We start from the raw sequence: 16,989 nt of genomic DNA, 5'->3' as shown, positions 1-16,989 counted from the left end.
GGAAGGACCTATGCGGATATGGCACGGCGAGAGTGACGGACAGGGGACCTTCAAGCCACGCCGATCGCTGGGCTGGCTGTGGATGGCCTGCCTCGCCGTGCTGGTCGTCCTCGGGGGCTGGCCCGCAGGCGGCGGGATCCGGGTGGCGGGGACCGTACTGGCCCTGCTGATCCTGGCGGTCGTCGCGTTCTTCCCCGCCATGCGGTACGCGGTCGACGGCGACGAGGTGCGGCTCGTCTACGGTCCGCTGCTCACCTACCGGATCCGCAGGTCCGAGATCGTCGCCATCAGCCGGGCCGATCTGACGCCCACGCTCTGGGCCGCCCTCCGCCTCCCCGGCCTCGCGCTGTACACCGTGCGGTACGCCGGAACCGGAGCCATCAGGATGTGCTCCACGCGCGCCGCGCACGGGGTCCTGGTGATCGAGACCGGCGACGGGCGGCGGTACGGCGTGAGCCCGCGGGAGGAGGAGCGGTTCGTCGCCGCGGCCTCCGGCGGGCCCCGCGGGTGATCCGCGGTGTCCATCGTTCCCATGGCCGTGGCCGCCGTCCTGCTGACGGCGGCCACGGCGTCCTGGCTGCTCTGGTATCTCGCCGGGCGGGACCGCCGCTATGTGTGGCTCCTCGGCTGCGGCCTCGGCTCCAGCGCACTCGTCAATATCGCGGTGAAGGAGCCGCTGGCGCACGGGGTGGCGTCGCTCGGCTCCACGCGGGCGGAGGTGGACGCCGCCTCACCGCTCTGGTTCCTGGGGTTCGCCCTGCTGCTGCCCCCTCTCACCGAGGAGGCGATCAAGGCCGCCCCCGCGCTGCTGCGTCCCGTCCGTGCGCGGGCGCGGGACTCCTGGCTGCTCACCGGGGTGGCGCTCGGGACCGGCTTCGGTATCGGTGAGGCCGGGTTCGTCGGTGGCGTGATCGCCGCCGGGGACGCCTACGGGGCCACACCGTGGTGGCACTTCTCGGGGTACGCCGTCGAGCGCGTCTTCGCCTCGTTCGGGCACGGGGTGATGACCGCGGTGGTGCTGCGGGGCTTCTTCGGCGGCAGGCGGGGTCGTCTCGCCGGATACGCCGCCGCCGTCGCCCTGCACACGCTGCTGAACCTCGGCGCCTTCCTGGACCAGGTCGTCGCTCTTCCCGGCTGGCTCCTCCCCCTCTGGTTCCCGGCGGGACTCGTGCTGCTCGCGCTGGTCTTCGAGCACCTCCAGCGCGCCACGAGAACACCGGGCGCGGACGGGAGCCGGGGCGGCGCCCCGGGCTGGACACCGCTGTACCGGGCGGACGAACCCTGACCGCGGGCCGGCGGAGCGTTCCCGGCGGGCGTCATCGACGCGTGGCCAGTGACAGGGTTCTGCGGGCCGCCGCCACGATCGCCGCGTCCACGAAACGGCCGTCCGGCAGCGCGTGCGCGCCCGCGTCGGCCGCCGCCGCCTCGATGATCTCCTCGGCCTCGACGATCTCCCGCGCCGTCGGCAGATACGCCCGCTCGATGACCGGCAGCTGGCGCGGGTGGATCGCCGCCCTGCCGACGAGTCCCAGCGCCCGGCCGCGGCGGCAGGACGACGCGAGACCGTCCAGATCCTGTACGTCGGGGTAGACCGACTGGGCGGGCGGTGGCAGGCCCGCCGCCCGGGCCGCGACCACGGCCCGGCTGCGCGACCAGTCGAGGCCCGCGTCGTCCCGTACCCCCAGATCGGCGCGGAGATCGGCCTCGCCCAGGGCGATGCCCAGGACCGCCGGGTGGGCGGTGGCGATGGCGTGGGCGTGTTCCACGGCCAGGGCCGATTCGAGCAGCGCGTAGAGCGCGACATCGGGCGCGCGGGACGCGACGCGGTGGATGTCCGAGGCATGGTCGACCTTCGGAACGCGCAATCCGGCGAGCCCCGGCAGACCGGCCAGCGACGGCAGGTCGCGTTCGTCGGCGATCCGGACATGGACGGGGGTCTCGTGGGAGGACGACAGGAACTCGGTGGTGGCGGCGCGCGCGTACTCCTTGCGCTCCGGCGCCACCGCGTCCTCCAGGTCGACGATCACGACGTCCGCGCCGCAGGACAGCGCCTTCGTCATCATCTCCGGACGGTCCCCGGGCACATACAGCCAGGTGAGAGGGGCCGGCCGGATGACCGGCGCGCTCACAGCGCGCCCGCCGAGCGCAGCGCGGCGATCTCGGCCCGGGACAGGCCCAGCTCGGCCAGGACGGTGTCGGTGTCCGCGCCGTGCGGACGGCCCGCCCAGCGGATGGAGCCGGGGGTCTCGGAGAGCCGGAAGAGAACGTTCTGCATCCTGAGGGGCCCCAGCTCCGGGTCCGGGACCTCGGTGACGGTGTCCAGCGCCCGGTACTGGGGGTCGGTCATGACCTCGCGGATGTCGTAGACGGGGGCGACCGCCGCCTCGGCCTTCTCGAACGCGGCCATGGCCTCCTCGCGGGTGTGCCGGGCCATCCAGTCGCCGACGGCGGCGTCCAGCAGATCCGCGTGATCCGCGCGCCCGCTGCCGGTGGTGAACCACGGCTCCTCGATCAGCTCGGGGCGTCCCACCAGGCACATCACCCGTTCGGCGATGGACTGCGCCGAGGTGGAGACCGCCAGCCAGGAGCCGTCGGCCGTGCGGTAGGTGTTGCGCGGGGCGTTGTTGCGGGAGCGGTTGCCGGTGCGCGGCTGTACGTAGCCGAGCTGGTCGTACCAGAGCGGCCCCGGGCCGAGGACGGTGAGGATCGGCTCGATGATCGCCAGATCCACCACCTGACCCCGGCCCGTGACGGCGCGGCCGTTGAGCGCCGTCATCACCGCGTACGCCGTGGCCAGCGCGGCGATCGAGTCGGCCAGGCCGAACGGCGGCAGTGTGGGCGGCCCGTCGGGTTCGCCCGTGACGGCGGCGAACCCGCTCATCGCCTCGGCGAGCGTGCCGAACCCCGGGCGGTGGGAGTACGGGCCGAACTGCCCGAAGCCCGTCACACGCGTGAGCACGAGCCGGGGGTTGGCGGTGGACAGCTCGTCCCAGCCGAGCCCCCATTTCTCCAGGGTGCCGGGCCGGAAGTTCTCGATGATCACATCCGCTCCGGCGGCGAGCCCGAGCAGCAGATCACGGCCGCCGGGGGTGGCGAGATCGAGGGTGATGGTGCGTTTGTTGCGGCCGAGGAGCTTCCACCACAGACCCACGCCGTCCTTCGCGGGGCCGTGCCCGCGCGACGGGTCGGGGCGGCGCGGGTGCTCGACCTTGATCACCTCGGCGCCGAAGTCACCGAGCATGGTGGCGGCGAGCGGGCCCGCGAAGAGCGTCGCGAGGTCGAGGACGCGAAGTCCCGCGAGGGGCGGGGCCGGTCTGTCGGGTCCGGGCTGCTGGGGGGCGGTGCTGCTGTCGGCGGCGGGCGCGGTCATCGGGCCTCGATCTCGGTGCGGTACGGCATGGAGGTGGACGCCCCGGGGCGCTGCACACAGAGCGCGGCGGCGACCGACGCCCAGTGCATCGCCTCGGGCATGGGGCGGCCCTCGCACAGCGCGACGGCGAGAGCGCCCACGTAGGTGTCACCGGCGCCGGTCGTGTCCACGGCGGACACCCGGGGCGCGGGCACCATGACGGACGCCGCGTCCCTGGCCGCGTACAGACTCCCCGCCGCTCCCATGGTGATCACGACCTCGGGGACCCGCAGGAGCAGGGCCTCGGCCGCCGCGTGCGGGGCGGCGATCCCGGTGAGGGTGGCCGCCTCGTGCTCGTTGGGGACCAGCAGATCGACGGCGTCGAGGAGTTCCGGCGGCAGGGGCTGGGCGGGCGCCGGGGTGAGGATGGTGCGTACGGAGTGCCGGCGCGCCGCCTCCGCGCCCTCCAGCACGGCGCTCAGCGGGAGTTCGAGCTGGAGGAGGAGGGCGTCGGCGGCGGCGATCACGGTCTCGTCACCGGGGCCGAGCCCGCTGACCGTGCCGTTCGCCCCCGGGATGACGACGATCGCGTTGCCGCCCTCGTCGTCGACGACGATATGGGCGGTGCCCGAGGCGCCCTCGTGGGTGCGCAGAAGATCCGTGTCGATGCCGGAGGCTTCGAGGGTGTGCCGCAGCAGCTCCCCGTACTCGTCCGTGCCGACCGCGCCGATCATCGCGACCTCGCCGCCCGCGCGGGCGGCGGCGACGGCCTGGTTGGCGCCCTTGCCGCCGGGGATCGTACGGAAATCCCGTCCGGTCACGGTCTCCCCGTGCTTCGGGGCATGCGCGACATACACGACGAGATCCATGTTGCTGCTGCCGAGCACCACGATGCCGCTCATGTGCGACGTGCCTCCCCCCGCGGCTCTCTGTACGGGTCCTCCCGCGGCTCCCTCGGCGGCTTCTGCTCGGCCGGGCCGTGGGTCACCGCGCGGGTCAGCTCCGCGAGCGCGTCGAAGCCGGTGCCGTCGAACCCGGCGACCGAGGTGGCGAGCCGGTTCTTGAGCGGGGCGGTCCAGCGCTCGGGCAGCCTGGCCGGAGTGCCGGCCAGCAGTCCGGCGACGGAACCGGCCGTCGCGCCGTTCGAGTCGGTGTCCCAGCCCCCCGACACCGCACGGCAGATGGAGCCGCCGAAGTCGCCGTCCGCATGGGTCAGCGCGGCGGCGAGCAGCGCGGCGTTGGGCAGGACATGGACCCAGTGGTAGTGGCCGTACGCGGCGTGCAGCGCGTCGGCCACGGTCTCGAAGTCCCGGTGGGCGCGGGCGGATTCGATCCCGGAGGTGATCGCACCGGCCAGCCGGGAGCGCGGTGGTACGACGGACAGCCCGGCCCGCAGACAGCTGTGCACGTCGTCGGTCCCGGCCGCGGCGGCGATGACGGCGGCGACGAACATCGCCCCGTACACCCCGTTCGCGGTGTGGGTGAGGGTCGCCTCGCGATGTGCCTGCGCGGCGGCCGCGGCCGGATCGCCGGGGTTCGTCCAGCCGTGCGCGTCGGCGCGGATGGCCGCCCCGATCCACTCCCGGAACGGATTGCGGTACCGAGCGGTCTCCGGCGGCTCGATCCCGGCGAGCAGATTGCGGTACGCGACGCGCTCGGCGGTGAACGTACGCCCGGCCGGCAGCTCCTCCAGCCAGAGCCGCGCGACGTCGGCGGTGGTGAAGCCGCGGCCGTGGCGCCGGAGCAGAAGCACCGAGAGCAAGGCGTAGTTGAGGTCGTCGTCCTCGGGCATCCCGTCGATGTTCTCGGCGAGCGAGGTCGGCGCGGAGCGGCGGTTCCACGGGTACGCGGCGGCGAGCTCGGCCGGCACCCCCTCGGCCGTGAACCAGGTGCGCAGCGGCCAGTTGCCGGTGGCGCGGGCGAGGGCGCGGATGCCGGAGAGCGGCAGCTTCTCGACGGGTTTGCCCAGCAGACAGCCCACGGCCCGGCCGAGCCAGGCGGCGTGCAGCCGGGGGACGGAGAGCGCGGGCGAGGGCTCGGACGGGGAGTCGGGCCAGGAGGGGCACGCGGCCCTGATCGCGGGCAGATCCGTCGGTTCCCGCTCCGCGAGCGGTGAGGGCAGCAGGGCCAGTTCGTCCAGCAGCTCACCCGCGAGTGCCCGGAGCCGCGGGCCGGCCGGTGCGGATGAGGCGCCCGCGCGGTCCGGGGCGGGACGGCCGCCCGCCGCGCGCCAGCGGTCGGCGATCCGGGTCGCGTCGCGGCCGTCCCGCGCGGCCTCGCGCAGTTCATGGCCGATCAGATCCTCGGGCTGCACCCAGGTGAGACGCAGATCCGTCATCGGGCGCCCGCCGACTGCTGGGCCGGGGCTGGGTGAGGGGCGCCAGGACCGGTCACCCGGGAGGGAGTCAGCTGGATGAAGGCCGCCTCGTGCGCGCGGCGGCGCTCCGTGTCACGGGCGAACACCTCGTACGCCACCTTCGTCAGCGCCCGCGCGGGCGTGTGCAGATCGAGGCGGCTCGCCGCTGCCACGTCGCGCGCCCACTCGGCGGGAACGGCCGCCTCGCCGCCCAGCGCCCCGGCGAGCGCGCCGCTCATGGTGGCGATCGAGTCGCAGTCCCGGCCGTAGTTGACCGAGCCGAGGACCGTACGGCGGTAGTCGCCCGCGCCGATCAGCAGCATGCCGAGCGCGATGGGCAGTTCCTCGATGGAGTGCAGCCGGGAGGGGCGGCGGGCGCCGAGCGACGGGGCGCGGTAGTGCGGGCCGACCGTGTCGAACGGCGCGACCGCCTCGCGCAGCCCGCGCAGCGAGGACTCCGTGTCGCGGTGCCGGGCGGCCACCGCGCACACCGCCTCGATCGCCGCGCGCGTGCCGTCCTTCGCCAGGCCCAGACAGGTCGCCACGACCGACGCGGGCGTGGCGTCCGGCAGACACGCGGCGGCCACGGCGGCGGCGAACACCCCGGCGGCCTCCCGCCCGTACGAGGACTGGTGCGCGCCCGCCACCTCGATCGCCTCGGCGTAGGCGGCGGCCGGATGCGCGGCGTTGACCAGGCCGATGGGCGCCATGTACATCGCCGCACCGCAGTTGACGATATTTCCGGTGCCCGCCTCGCGCGGATCGACATGCCCGTAGTGCAACCGGGTGACCAGCCACTTCTCGGCGAGGAAGATCCGCTGGAGCGGCAGTGCCTCGGTCTCCAGCTCGGGGATCCAGCGCGGGGTGGAGATCAGGTCGGGGACGAGATGGTCGGCGACGGCGTACGCGTCGAGATGGTCGCGGACCTTCTCGTACACCCGGATCAGCGCGTGTGTCATCAGGGTGTCGTCGGTGATGTGCCCGTCGCCCTTGTGGTACGGCGCGAGCGGGCGGGCGGTGCGCCAGTCCTCGTTCCACGGTCCGACGATGCCGGACACCCGGCCGCCGTGCCGCTCCACGATCTGCTCGGGGGAGTACCCCTCGACCGGACCTCCGAGCGCGTCACCGACGGCCGCGCCGATCAGACAGCCAGTGATCCGGTCCGTGAGGGGGAGGGTCGTCGGAGTTGCGCTCTGTGGTGTCATGTCCTGAATTGTCCACCCGGAGTGGTCAGTTCCGTGGCTGCGAGCAGTCCGGCGAGTTCGACGAGATCGGTCCCCGCGAGCCGGGGGAGCGCGCATCCCGCCAGGGTCCGGCAGGCGTCCCGCCAGGCGGCCGGCACGGCGTCGCCCCCGCCGAGCGCGCCGGTCAGCGCGCCGGCCAAGGCGGGCGCGGAGTCGGCGACCCGGGAGAGACAGGCGGCGGCGGGCACCGCTCCGGCGACAGCGCCACCGGCGGCGAGGGTCAGGGCGAGGGCGACCGGGACGGTCTCGGCCGCGGCGATGCCGTAGCTGTAGACATGGTCGACGATCTGATGCTCGAGCAGCGGTACGAGCGCGAAGGCGCCGGCCGGTTCCCCGGCGAAGTCGCGGGCCAGCTTGACGGCGTGGCGGGCGTTGCGGCCGATCTCGGTGCACTCGGGCAGCTGGTCGAGAGCGGCCTCGACGGCGGTCTCGGGGTCCCCGCCGCCGAGCGCGGTCGCGACGGCCGCCGCCATGGCGCGGGCGCCGTGCACCCCGTCGCCGTCCTGGGTGTACCGGGCGTCGAACTCGGCGAGTTCGGCGGCGGCGGACGGATCACCGGGGTGGACGACGGCGAGAACGGATGCCCGTACGCACGCGGCGTCGTCGAAGTAGTGCGGGTTGTCATGACCGGTGGCGGGCGGGCGCAGCCCGGTGGCGAGATTCCCGAGCCCCGCGCGTACGGAGATCCGCGCCCGCAGGGGCGGTACGGCCGACTCCACCTCGGGCGCGCGGGCCGCCGCGGCGGCGATCTCGGCGGCGAGGGCGTTCCAGGCGAGATCGACGGCGCCCCGCATCCGGCGGTCGGCGCCGAGGGAGTGGAAGTGATCGCCGGCGGCGGTGAGCACCGACTCGGCGGCGAAGGCGGCCCACTCGGCGTCGTCGGAGGGGCCGAGCTTGAGCGGTTCCGGGGGTTGGTTGAGCGCGATGGGCACGGGGAGGGTGGTGGTCGCGTTCTGCTCGGCGAAGGTGTCCAGTTCCCGGGTGAGCCGGCGCGTCCACTCGGGCATCCGCGCGGCCCGGTGCCGGGCGGCGGGCCACCCGGCGGCGTCCCCGGCGGCGAGCCCGAGGAGCAGCCCCTCGATCCGGCGGAGGGGAGCGGCGGGGGAGCCGGGGGCGGGGGAGCCGGGGGTGTCCGGGGCGGCGGGGACCTCCGTCGCGTGCGGTGCGTCCGCGTGCGGTGCGTCGGCCCACGCACCCCCGCCGCGCGCCCGGTCCCGCTCGGTCGCTGTCATGACGCCACCCTTTCGTCGTAGTCCGGCATGAGCAGGTCCGCGATGTCCAGTACGTGGTAGCCGCGCATCGAGGGCAGACAGCTGCCCCGGACCGGGCCGATGACCGAGGACCATTCCTCGGGGATCGCCGCCGCCCCCGACATCGCCCCCGCCAGGGCGCCCGCGACCGCCCCGGTGGTATCGGCGTCCCGGCCCATGTTGACCGCCGTCAGCACCGACGTACGGAAGTCACCGCGCGCCGCCGCGAAGGCGCCGAAGGCCAGGCCCACCGCCTCGGGGGCCAGATCGGTCCACGGGTAGCCGCCGATGACCACCGAGGAGCGGACGGCCCGCTCCAGCGTGAGCGCGTCGGGGTACGCCCGCCGCGCGGCGACGACTCCGCGCCGCAGGGTGCGGGCCGTCCAGGAGTCCATGGGGACCACGGAGAGAGCGGCGGCGATCACCGACATGACCCCGGCGCCGCCCATCGCGGCGGCGACCCCGGCCGCCACCGCCCGGCCGCCGTAGATGCCCTCGCCGTCATGGCTGACCCGGCCGTCGACGGCGACCAGCCGGGCGGCCTCCTCGGGCCGGCCCGCGGCGAAGACACCGAAGGGCGCCGCGCGCATGGCGAGCCCGTCGCTCCAGGCGTGCCGGTGCTGGGCGGTGATGGGCGCGGCGAGCCCGCGCCGCAGATTCTCCAGCGTGCCGCGCTCGCTGAAACCGGCCCCGCGGAAGGGGCCCTCGTCATGGTCGGCGAGCCAGTGGTGCCAGGCGTTCTCGACATGGGCGACGGTCAGGGCCGAGCCGTGCCGGGCGAGCAGCAGCCCGGAGAAGATCGTGTACTCGGTGTCGTCGGTGCCCGCCGGGCTGTCGGCCACGAACCCTTCGATACGGCCCCATCGGCGGCGGATCTCGGAGGGCCGCATGTTCTCCGCCGGGGCGCCGATCGCGTCGCCCACGGCGAGCCCGAGCAGGGCACCGCGCGCCCGGTCCCGTAGCACGGCGATCGCGTCAACCTCGGGATCGCGACGGACTGACTCCATGGTGTGGCCCTTTCGCGCGAGCCCGTGTCACCGCGTCGGTGTCTCCGCATCTGTGCCACACGGAGCGCCGGGGGAGTCCGAGAAACCCCGCTGTCACCCGGGTGACATCTCCGGCGCGGCCCGGCCCAAGGCCGGTAAGTACGGCCTTCCTTGCTGGCGGGAGCCATTTTTCGTGCGTATTTTCGAAGCATTGAGAGGGGTGGCGCCGGTCTCCGGCGGACCGGGTTCCGCCCCCGTGAGAAGGGGAGAGACATGTCCATCATCGAGACCGAGGCGACGCTCCACGAGGCCCACCGCGACAATCACACGCATCGCGATGTCAATGGCGGCTGGCTGCGTCCCGCGGTGTTCGGCGCGATGGACGGACTGGTCTCCAACCTGGCGCTGATGACCGGTGTGGCGGGCGGCGCGGTCTCCCAGCAGACGATAGTGATCACCGGGCTCGCGGGCCTGGCGGCCGGTGCCTTCTCGATGGCCGCGGGCGAGTACACCTCGGTCGCCTCCCAGCGCGAGCTGGTCCAGGCCGAACTGGAGGTGGAGCGCGGGGAGCTGAGGAAGCACCCCGCCGACGAGATGGAGGAGCTGGCCGCGCTCTATGTGTCACGCGGCGTGGAGCCGGAGCTCGCCCGCGAGGTGGCCAGGCAGCTCTCGAAGGACCCCGAGCTGGCGCTGGAGATCCACGCGCGCGAGGAGCTGGGGATCGACCCGGACGATCTGCCGTCGCCGCTGGTCGCCGCCGTGTCGTCGTTCGGCTCGTTCGCCCTGGGCGCGCTGCTGCCCGTACTGCCGTATCTGCTCGGCGCCGCCGCGCTGTGGCCCGCCGTGCTGCTCGCGCTGACCGGGCTCTTCGCCTGCGGCGCGCTGGTGGCACGGGTGACGGCGCGCAACTGGTGGTACAGCGGACTGCGCCAGCTGCTCCTCGGCGGAGCGGCGGCGGCGCTCACCTACGGGCTCGGGGCGCTGTTCGGCGCGGCACTCTAGGTCGTGTCTTCGAAGTCCCGCCTGCCCGGCGACGCCCGGCACGCACGCTCGCCGCGTTGTCGGGTCACCCCAGTACGTCCAGTACTGGGGAGACCCTCCGCCTTGCGATCGCACGCACCGCGGTGACATCAGCCGCTCCGCGGCGGGCGCCGGGCCCGCCCTGCGGGCGGACGGCGCTACTTTGAAGACACGCCCTAGCGGGTGTACTTCCGGGTGTACTTTCGGGTGATTTTTCCCCTGGTCCGGGATATCCCGAATTCGGGTGCGAGGCTCTAACCTGGGGAGGGCCCCCGAGGGCGGGCGGGCGGAAACGCCCGCCCTGTCATGTCCGTCCCCGCGCGTTCCGGCCCCCGGGATGCGACACTTTGCCAGCGCCATACCAGCAGCCGTTACCCAGCGGTTTCGAGTCGGTAATCACCGGGCATGAGCCGTAGGCGCCGCGGGCAATGAAGCCTGCTCCGTCTCAGCCGACCGGACGACGATCTGTCCGTCTGCGCCCCCCTTCACCGCTATGAGCGGTGTCCACATGCTGGAACAAGCTATCCGCTACCCGAGAAGCTGCCCATCATGTAACCTGCACGAAATTTCTTGGAGGGCCAACGTCGTCCCTCGGTACTCGCATATGCCACGACGACGACGGGAGAGCCGATGCGTTTCGACGCCTGGTCGCCCATGGACGGTCGCCCCGCCCCCCAGGGGATGTACGACCCCCGTAACGAGCACGACGCCTGTGGCGTCGGGTTCGTGGCCACCCTCACTGGTGTAGCCAGCCACGCGCTGGTGGAGCAGGCGCTGACCGTACTGCGCAATCTCGAACATCGCGGCGCCACCGGCTCGGAGCCCGACTCCGGCGACGGCGCGGGAATCCTCCTCCAGGTCCCGGACGCCTTCCTCCGCGAGGTCGCCGGTTTCGAGCTGCCCGAGGCCGGCTCGTACGCCGTCGGCATCGGCTTCCTGCCCGCCGACGACGCCACGGACGCCGTCTCACGCATCGAGACGATCGCCGCCGAGGAGGGCCTGAACGTCCTCGGCTGGCGCGAGGTCCCCGTGGCCCCCGAGCTGCTCGGCGCCGCCGCCCGCTCGACGATGCCGGCCTTCCGCCAGCTGTTCGTCGCGGACGGAACGAGCGCGGGCATCGCCCTGGACCGCAAGGCGTTCCTGCTGCGCAAGCGCGCCGAGCGCGAGGCCGGGGTCTACTTCCCGTCCCTCTCCGCCCGGACCATCGTCTACAAGGGCATGCTCACCACCGGGCAGCTCGAACCGTTCTTCCCGGACCTCTCCGACCGCCGTTTCGCGACCGCGATCTCGCTGGTCCACTCGCGGTTCTCCACCAACACCTTCCCGAGCTGGCCGCTCGCCCACCCGTACCGCTTCGTCGCGCACAACGGCGAGATCAACACGGTCAAGGGCAACCGCAACTGGATGCGTGCCCGTGAGTCCCAGCTCGCGTCCGGCCTCTTCGGCGGCGAGGCGCTGGAGCGGATCTTCCCCGTCTGCACGCCCGACGCCTCCGACTCCGCGTCCTTCGACGAGGTCCTTGAGCTGATCCACCTCGGCGGCCGGTCGCTACCGCACTCCGTGCTGATGATGGTCCCCGAGGCGTGGGAGAACCACGACTCCATGGACCCGGCCCGGCGGGCCTTCTACCAGTTCCACGCCACGATGATGGAGCCCTGGGACGGTCCGGCCTGTGTCACCTTCACCGACGGCACGCAGGTCGGCGCCGTCCTCGACCGCAACGGACTGCGTCCGGGCCGTTACTGGGTGACCGACGAGGGGCTGGTCGTGCTCTCCTCCGAGGTCGGCGTCCTGGACATCGACCCGGCCAAGGTCGTCCGCAAGGGCCGCCTCCAGCCCGGCCGGATGTTCCTCGTCGACACCGCCGAGCACCGCATCATCGAGGACGACGAGATCAAGGCGTCCCTCGCCGCCGAGCAGCCCTACCAGGAGTGGCTGGAGAGCGGCGAGATCGAGCTCTCCGACCTGCCCGAGCGCGAGCACATCGTGCACACGCACGCCTCCGTCACCCGCCGCCAGCAGACCTTCGGCTACACCGAGGAGGAGCTGCGCGTCCTGCTCGCACCCATGGCACGGGCCGGCGCCGAGCCGATCGGCTCCATGGGCACGGACTCGCCGATCGCCGCGCTCTCCGCCCGGCCGCGACTCCTCTTCGACTACTTCACCCAGCTTTTCGCGCAGGTCACCAACCCGCCGCTGGACGCCATCCGCGAGGAGCTGGTCACCTCGCTGCGCTCCTCGCTCGGCCCCCAGGGCAATCTGCTGGAGCCGGCCGCCGCGTCCTGCCGGGGCGTCACCCTCCCCTTCCCGGTGATCGACAACGACGAGCTGGCCAAGCTCGTCCACATAAACGCAGACGGCGACATGCCCGGCATGAAGGCCGCCACGCTCTCCGGTCTCTACCGGGTCGGTGGCGGCGGTGACGCCCTCGCGACCCGCATCGACGAGATCTGCGCCGAGACGGACGCCGCGATCGAGAGCGGCGCCCGGATCATCGTGCTCTCCGACCGGCACTCCGACGCCGAGCACGCCCCGATCCCCTCGCTGCTGCTGACCGCCGCCGTGCACCACCACCTCATCCGCACCAAGCAGCGCACCCAGGTCGGGCTGCTGGTCGAGGCCGGCGATGTCCGCGAGGTGCACCATGTCGCGCTGCTCATCGGCTACGGCGCCGCCGCCGTCAACCCGTATCTCGCCATGGAGTCCGTCGAGGACCTGGTCCGCGCCGGTACGTTCATCGAGGGCCTGGCGCCCGAGCAGGCGATCAGGAATCTGATCCACGCGCTCGGCAAGGGCGTCCTGAAGGTGATGTCCAAGATGGGCATCTCCACCGTCGCCTCCTACCGGGGCGCGCAGGTCTTCGAGGCCGTCGGCCTGGACCAGTCCTTCGTCGACAAGTACTTCAACGGCACCGCCACCAAGATCGGCGGCGCGGGTCTCGATGTCGTCGCCGAGGAGGTCGCCGCCCGGCACGCCAGGGGCTACCCGGCCTCCGGGATCTCCGCGAGCCACCGCAAGCTGGAGATCGGCGGCGAGTACCAGTGGCGCCGCGAGGGCGAGCCGCACCTCTTCGACCCGGAGACCGTCTTCCGGCTCCAGCACGCCACGCGCTCGCGCAGCTACGACATCTTCAAGCAGTACACGAGGCGGGTGAACGAGCAGTCCGAGCGGCTGATGACGCTGCGCGGCCTGTTCAACTTCGCCTCCGGCCGGGCGCCGGTCCCGCTGGACGAGGTCGAGCCCGCCTCCGAGATCGTCAAGCGCTTCTCCACCGGCGCCATGTCGTACGGCTCGATCTCCCGCGAGGCGCACGAAACCCTCGCCATCGCCATGAACCAGCTGGGCGGCAAGTCCAACACCGGTGAGGGCGGCGAGGACGCGGACCGGCTCTACGACCCGGCCCGCCGCTCCTCCATCAAGCAGGTCGCCTCCGGCCGCTTCGGTGTCACCAGCGAATACCTGGTCAACGCCGATGACATCCAGATCAAGATGGCGCAGGGCGCCAAGCCCGGCGAGGGCGGCCAGCTGCCCGGCCACAAGGTCTACCCGTGGGTCGCCAAGACCCGGCACTCCACCCCGGGCGTCGGGCTGATCTCCCCGCCGCCGCACCACGACATCTACTCCATCGAGGATCTCGCCCAGCTGATCCACGACCTCAAGAACGCCAACCCGCAGGCCCGCATCCATGTGAAGCTGGTCTCCGAGGTCGGCGTCGGCACCGTCGCCGCGGGTGTCTCCAAGGCACACGCCGATGTCGTCCTGATCTCAGGACACGACGGCGGTACGGGCGCCTCGCCGCTCACCTCGCTCAAGCACGCGGGCGGCCCCTGGGAGCTGGGTCTCGCCGAGACCCAGCAGACCCTGCTGCTCAACGGCCTGCGCGACCGTATCGTCGTCCAGACCGATGGCCAGCTGAAGACCGGCCGCGATGTCGTCATCGCCGCGCTGCTGGGCGCCGAGGAGTTCGGTTTCGCGACCGCGCCGCTCGTCGTCTCCGGCTGCGTCATGATGCGCGTCTGCCATCTGGACACCTGTCCGGTGGGCATCGCCACCCAGAACCCGGTGCTGCGCGAGCGGTTCTCCGGCAAGGCCGAGTACATCGTCAACTTCTTCCGGTTCATCGCCGAAGAGGTCCGCGAACTCCTCGCCGAGCTGGGCTTCCGCACCCTCGAAGAGGCCGTGGGCCACGCCGAACTGCTCGACACCGAGCGGGCCGTGAACCACTGGAAGGCGCAGGGCCTCGACCTGAAGCCGCTCTTCCATGTGCCCGCGCTGCCCGAGAACGCCGTACGCCACCAGGTCATCGGCCAGGACCACGGCCTGGAGAAGGCGCTCGACAACGAGCTGATCAAGCTCGCCGCCGACGCTCTGGGCGCCGAGAGCGCCGAGGCCGCCCAGCCCGTACGCGCCCAGATCGGCATCCGGAACATCAACCGGACCGTGGGCACCATGCTCGGCAACCAGGTGACCAAGAAGTTCGGTGGCGCGGGCCTGCCCGACGACACCATCGACATCACCTTCACCGGCTCCGCCGGCCAGTCCTTCGGCGCGTTCCTGCCGAGCGGTGTCACGCTGCGCCTGGAGGGCGACGCCAACGACTACGTCGGCAAGGGCCTCTCCGGCGGTCGGGTCGTCGTACGGCCCGACCGCGGCGCCGACCACCTCGCGGAGTACTCCACCATCGCGGGCAACACCATCGCCTACGGCGCCACCGGCGGCGAACTGTTCCTGCGCGGCCGTACCGGCGAGCGCTTCTGCGTCCGCAACTCCGGCGCCACCGTCGTCTCCGAGGGCGTGGGCGACCACGGCTGCGAGTACATGACCGGCGGCCACGCCGTCGTCCTCGGCGAGACGGGCCGCAACTTCGCGGCCGGTATGTCGGGCGGCGTCGCGTACGTCGTCGACCTCGACGCCGACAACGTCAACGCGGGAAACCTGGGCGCCGTCGAACAGCTCGACGACACCGACAAGCGATGGCTGCACGATGTGGTGCGCCGCCACCAGGAGGAGACGGGCTCCACCGTCGCGGAGAAGCTGCTCGCCGAGTGGGACACCGCCGTCGACCGCTTCAGCAAGATCATTCCGACCACGTACAAGGCAGTGCTCGCCGCCAAGGACGCCGCCGAGCTGGCCGGTCTCTCGGAGACCGAGACCACCGAGAAGATGATGGAGGCGGCGACCAATGGCTGACCCGAAGGGCTTTCTCACCACCGGCCGCGAGGTCGCCAGGACCCGCCCCGCCGAGGAGCGCGTCAAGGACTGGAACGAGGTCTACGTTCCGGGCTCGCTGCTCCCGATCATCAGCAAGCAGGCCGGACGCTGCATGGACTGCGGCATCCCGTTCTGCCACAACGGCTGTCCGCTGGGGAATCTGATCCCCGAGTGGAACGACTACGCCTACCGCGAGGACTGGACGGCCGCGAGCGAGCGGCTGCACGCCACCAACAACTTCCCGGAGTTCACCGGGCGGCTCTGCCCGGCCCCCTGTGAGTCGGCGTGTGTCCTCGCGATCAACCAGCCCGCCGTCACCATCAAGAACGTCGAGGTCTCGATCATCGACAAGGCGTGGGACAGCGGCGATGTCACCCCGCAGCCGCCGGAGCGGCTCTCCGGCAAGACCGTCGCCGTCATCGGCTCGGGACCGGCCGGACTGGCCGCCGCCCAGCAGCTGACCCGGGCCGGTCACACCGTCGCGGTGTACGAGCGCGCCGACCGGATCGGCGGACTGCTGCGGTACGGCATCCCCGAGTTCAAGATGGAGAAGTCGCACATCAACCGCCGTATCGAGCAGATGCGCGCGGAGGGCACCAAGTTCCGCACCGAGATCGAGATCGGCCGGGACATCGACGCGGCGAAGCTGCGCAAGCGGTACGACGCCGTCGTCATCGCCGCGGGCGCCACCGTCTCGCGCGATCTGCCCGTCCCGGGCCGTGAGCTGAACGGCATCCACTTCGCGATGGAGTACCTGCCCCTCGCCAACAAGGTGCGGGAGGGCGACCTGACGGTCTCCCCGATCTCCGCCGAGGGCAAGCATGTCGTGGTCATCGGCGGCGGTGACACCGGTGCGGACTGCGTCGGTACGGCGCACCGCCAGGGCGCGCTCTCCGTCACCCAGCTGGAGATCATGCCGAGGCCGGGCGAGGAGCGCCCCGCGCACCAGCCGTGGCCGACCTTCCCGATGCTCTACAAGGTCACCTCCGCGCACGAGGAGGGCGGCGAGCGGGTCTACTCCGTCTCCACCACCCACTTCGAGGGCGACGAGGACGGCAATGTCCAGAGCCTGAACCTGGTCGAGGTGGAGTTCAAGGGCGGCAAGCTGGAGCAGAAGCCGGGTACGGAGCGGAAGATCCCGGCCCAGCTGGTCACGCTCGCCATGGGATTCACCGGCACCGACCAGGAGAACGGTCTGGTCGAGCAGTTCGGTCTGGAGCTCGACGAGCGCGGCAACATCGCGCGTGACGCGGACTTCGCGACCAATGTGCCCGGCGTCTATGTCGCCGGGGACGCGGGCCGTGGCCAGTCCCTGATCGTGTGGGCGATCGCCGAGGGCCGCTCGGCGGCGCGCGGTGTGGACCGGATGCTGACCGGTGCGAGCGATCTGCCGGCCCCGATCCGTCCGACGGACCGTGCGCTGACGGTCTGATACGTCATCGGTTTCATCGGTTTCAAAGACTCCCGTACAACGGCGTACGGGCGGTGTCGGCTCGGGGAGCGTCTCCCGGGCCTTCCCGCAGGACGCGGCGCCTGCCCCAGTCCCCGACCGGACGATGGCAGGCGCCGTGGC

At 72.4% G+C, this 16,989-nt stretch carries 12 protein-coding genes; 5 read left to right on the top strand and 7 right to left on the bottom strand.

The window, feature by feature from the left end; all coding sequences use genetic code 11:
* The first annotated feature begins 10 nt into the window (after positions 1 to 10).
* Positions 11 to 511, top strand: coding sequence for a PH domain-containing protein (locus tag M1203_RS17980; RefSeq protein WP_249950746.1), 501 nt, complete (start codon positions 11 to 13; stop codon positions 509 to 511).
* 6 nt (positions 512 to 517) lie between these two features.
* On the top strand, positions 518 to 1,285 hold the full coding sequence (locus M1203_RS17975; RefSeq protein WP_249950745.1) for a hypothetical protein: 768 nt from the start codon (positions 518 to 520) through the stop codon (positions 1,283 to 1,285).
* A 31-nt stretch (positions 1,286 to 1,316) separates the two neighbouring features.
* Here the strand turns inward: M1203_RS17975 and M1203_RS17970 are convergent, their stop codons facing one another.
* Genes M1203_RS17970 through M1203_RS17940 form a run of 7 tightly spaced genes read right to left on the bottom strand, consistent with a single transcriptional unit; the run spans position 1,317 to position 9,206 of the window.
* On the bottom strand, positions 1,317 to 2,114 hold the full coding sequence (locus M1203_RS17970) for an aldolase/citrate lyase family protein (protein ID WP_308404881.1): 798 nt from the start codon (positions 2,112 to 2,114) through the stop codon (positions 1,317 to 1,319).
* A gap of 11 nt (positions 2,115 to 2,125) precedes the next feature.
* Positions 2,126 to 3,370 (bottom strand): CaiB/BaiF CoA-transferase family protein, encoded by a 1,245-nt coding sequence (locus tag M1203_RS17965; protein WP_249950743.1) that lies wholly within the window; start codon positions 3,368 to 3,370, stop codon positions 2,126 to 2,128.
* On the bottom strand, positions 3,367 to 4,251 hold the full coding sequence (gene rbsK / locus M1203_RS17960; RefSeq protein ID WP_249950742.1) for a ribokinase: 885 nt from the start codon (positions 4,249 to 4,251) through the stop codon (positions 3,367 to 3,369). The genes M1203_RS17965 and rbsK overlap by 4 nt, the downstream gene beginning before the upstream one ends.
* Positions 4,248 to 5,687 carry an ADP-ribosylglycohydrolase family protein gene (locus M1203_RS17955; protein ID WP_249950741.1) on the bottom strand — a complete coding sequence of 480 codons (1,440 nt, stop codon included), beginning with the start codon at positions 5,685 to 5,687 and terminating at the stop codon, positions 4,248 to 4,250. Before M1203_RS17955 ends, rbsK begins: the two co-directional genes overlap by 4 nt.
* Positions 5,684 to 6,910: an ADP-ribosylglycohydrolase family protein gene (locus tag M1203_RS17950; RefSeq protein WP_249950740.1), complete on the bottom strand. Its 1,227-nt coding sequence runs from the start codon at positions 6,908 to 6,910 to the stop codon at positions 5,684 to 5,686. Before M1203_RS17950 ends, M1203_RS17955 begins: the two co-directional genes overlap by 4 nt.
* A complete protein-coding gene (locus tag M1203_RS17945; protein ID WP_249950739.1) occupies positions 6,907 to 8,181 on the bottom strand; it encodes an ADP-ribosylglycohydrolase family protein in 1,275 nt (424 codons plus the stop codon). The genes M1203_RS17950 and M1203_RS17945 overlap by 4 nt, the downstream gene beginning before the upstream one ends.
* Complete coding sequence (locus M1203_RS17940; RefSeq protein WP_249950738.1) at positions 8,178 to 9,206, bottom strand: ADP-ribosylglycohydrolase family protein; 1,029 nt, start codon at positions 9,204 to 9,206, stop codon at positions 8,178 to 8,180. Before M1203_RS17940 ends, M1203_RS17945 begins: the two co-directional genes overlap by 4 nt.
* Positions 9,207 to 9,458: 252 nt before the next feature.
* On the opposite strand from M1203_RS17940, the gene M1203_RS17935 reads away from it, so the two are divergent.
* The 3 genes from M1203_RS17935 to M1203_RS17925 all read left to right on the top strand — a co-directional run bounded on the left by M1203_RS17935 (position 9,459) and on the right by M1203_RS17925 (position 16,848).
* Positions 9,459 to 10,187, top strand: a complete 729-nt coding sequence (locus M1203_RS17935; protein ID WP_249950737.1) for a VIT1/CCC1 transporter family protein — start codon at positions 9,459 to 9,461, stop codon at positions 10,185 to 10,187.
* Positions 10,188 to 10,835: 648 nt separating this feature from the next.
* A complete protein-coding gene (gene gltB / locus M1203_RS17930; RefSeq protein WP_249950736.1) occupies positions 10,836 to 15,395 on the top strand; it encodes a glutamate synthase large subunit in 4,560 nt (1,519 codons plus the stop codon).
* On the top strand, positions 15,388 to 16,848 hold the full coding sequence (locus M1203_RS17925; RefSeq protein WP_249950735.1) for a glutamate synthase subunit beta: 1,461 nt from the start codon (positions 15,388 to 15,390) through the stop codon (positions 16,846 to 16,848). The genes gltB and M1203_RS17925 overlap by 8 nt, the downstream gene beginning before the upstream one ends.
* The last annotated feature ends 141 nt before the right edge of the window (positions 16,849 to 16,989 follow it).

The organism is Streptomyces sp. 35G-GA-8, assembly GCF_023534745.1.
Classification (GTDB): domain Bacteria; phylum Actinomycetota; class Actinomycetes; order Streptomycetales; family Streptomycetaceae; genus Streptomyces.
This window is presented reverse-complemented; position numbering and strand designations above follow the sequence as displayed.

Coding starts and splice junctions, on each gene's coding strand:
- M1203_RS17980 (WP_249950746.1), top strand. CDS start 11: ATGCGGATATGGCACGGCGAGAGTGACGGACAGGGGACCTTCAAGCCA.
- M1203_RS17965 (WP_249950743.1), bottom strand. CDS start 3,370: ATGACCGCGCCCGCCGCCGACAGCAGCACCGCCCCCCAGCAGCCCGGA.
- rbsK (WP_249950742.1), bottom strand. CDS start 4,251: ATGAGCGGCATCGTGGTGCTCGGCAGCAGCAACATGGATCTCGTCGTG.
- M1203_RS17955 (WP_249950741.1), bottom strand. CDS start 5,687: ATGACGGATCTGCGTCTCACCTGGGTGCAGCCCGAGGATCTGATCGGC.
- M1203_RS17950 (WP_249950740.1), bottom strand. CDS start 6,910: ATGACACCACAGAGCGCAACTCCGACGACCCTCCCCCTCACGGACCGG.
- M1203_RS17945 (WP_249950739.1), bottom strand. CDS start 8,181: ATGACAGCGACCGAGCGGGACCGGGCGCGCGGCGGGGGTGCGTGGGCC.
- M1203_RS17940 (WP_249950738.1), bottom strand. CDS start 9,206: ATGGAGTCAGTCCGTCGCGATCCCGAGGTTGACGCGATCGCCGTGCTA.
- M1203_RS17935 (WP_249950737.1), top strand. CDS start 9,459: ATGTCCATCATCGAGACCGAGGCGACGCTCCACGAGGCCCACCGCGAC.
- gltB (WP_249950736.1), top strand. CDS start 10,836: ATGCGTTTCGACGCCTGGTCGCCCATGGACGGTCGCCCCGCCCCCCAG.
- M1203_RS17925 (WP_249950735.1), top strand. CDS start 15,388: ATGGCTGACCCGAAGGGCTTTCTCACCACCGGCCGCGAGGTCGCCAGG.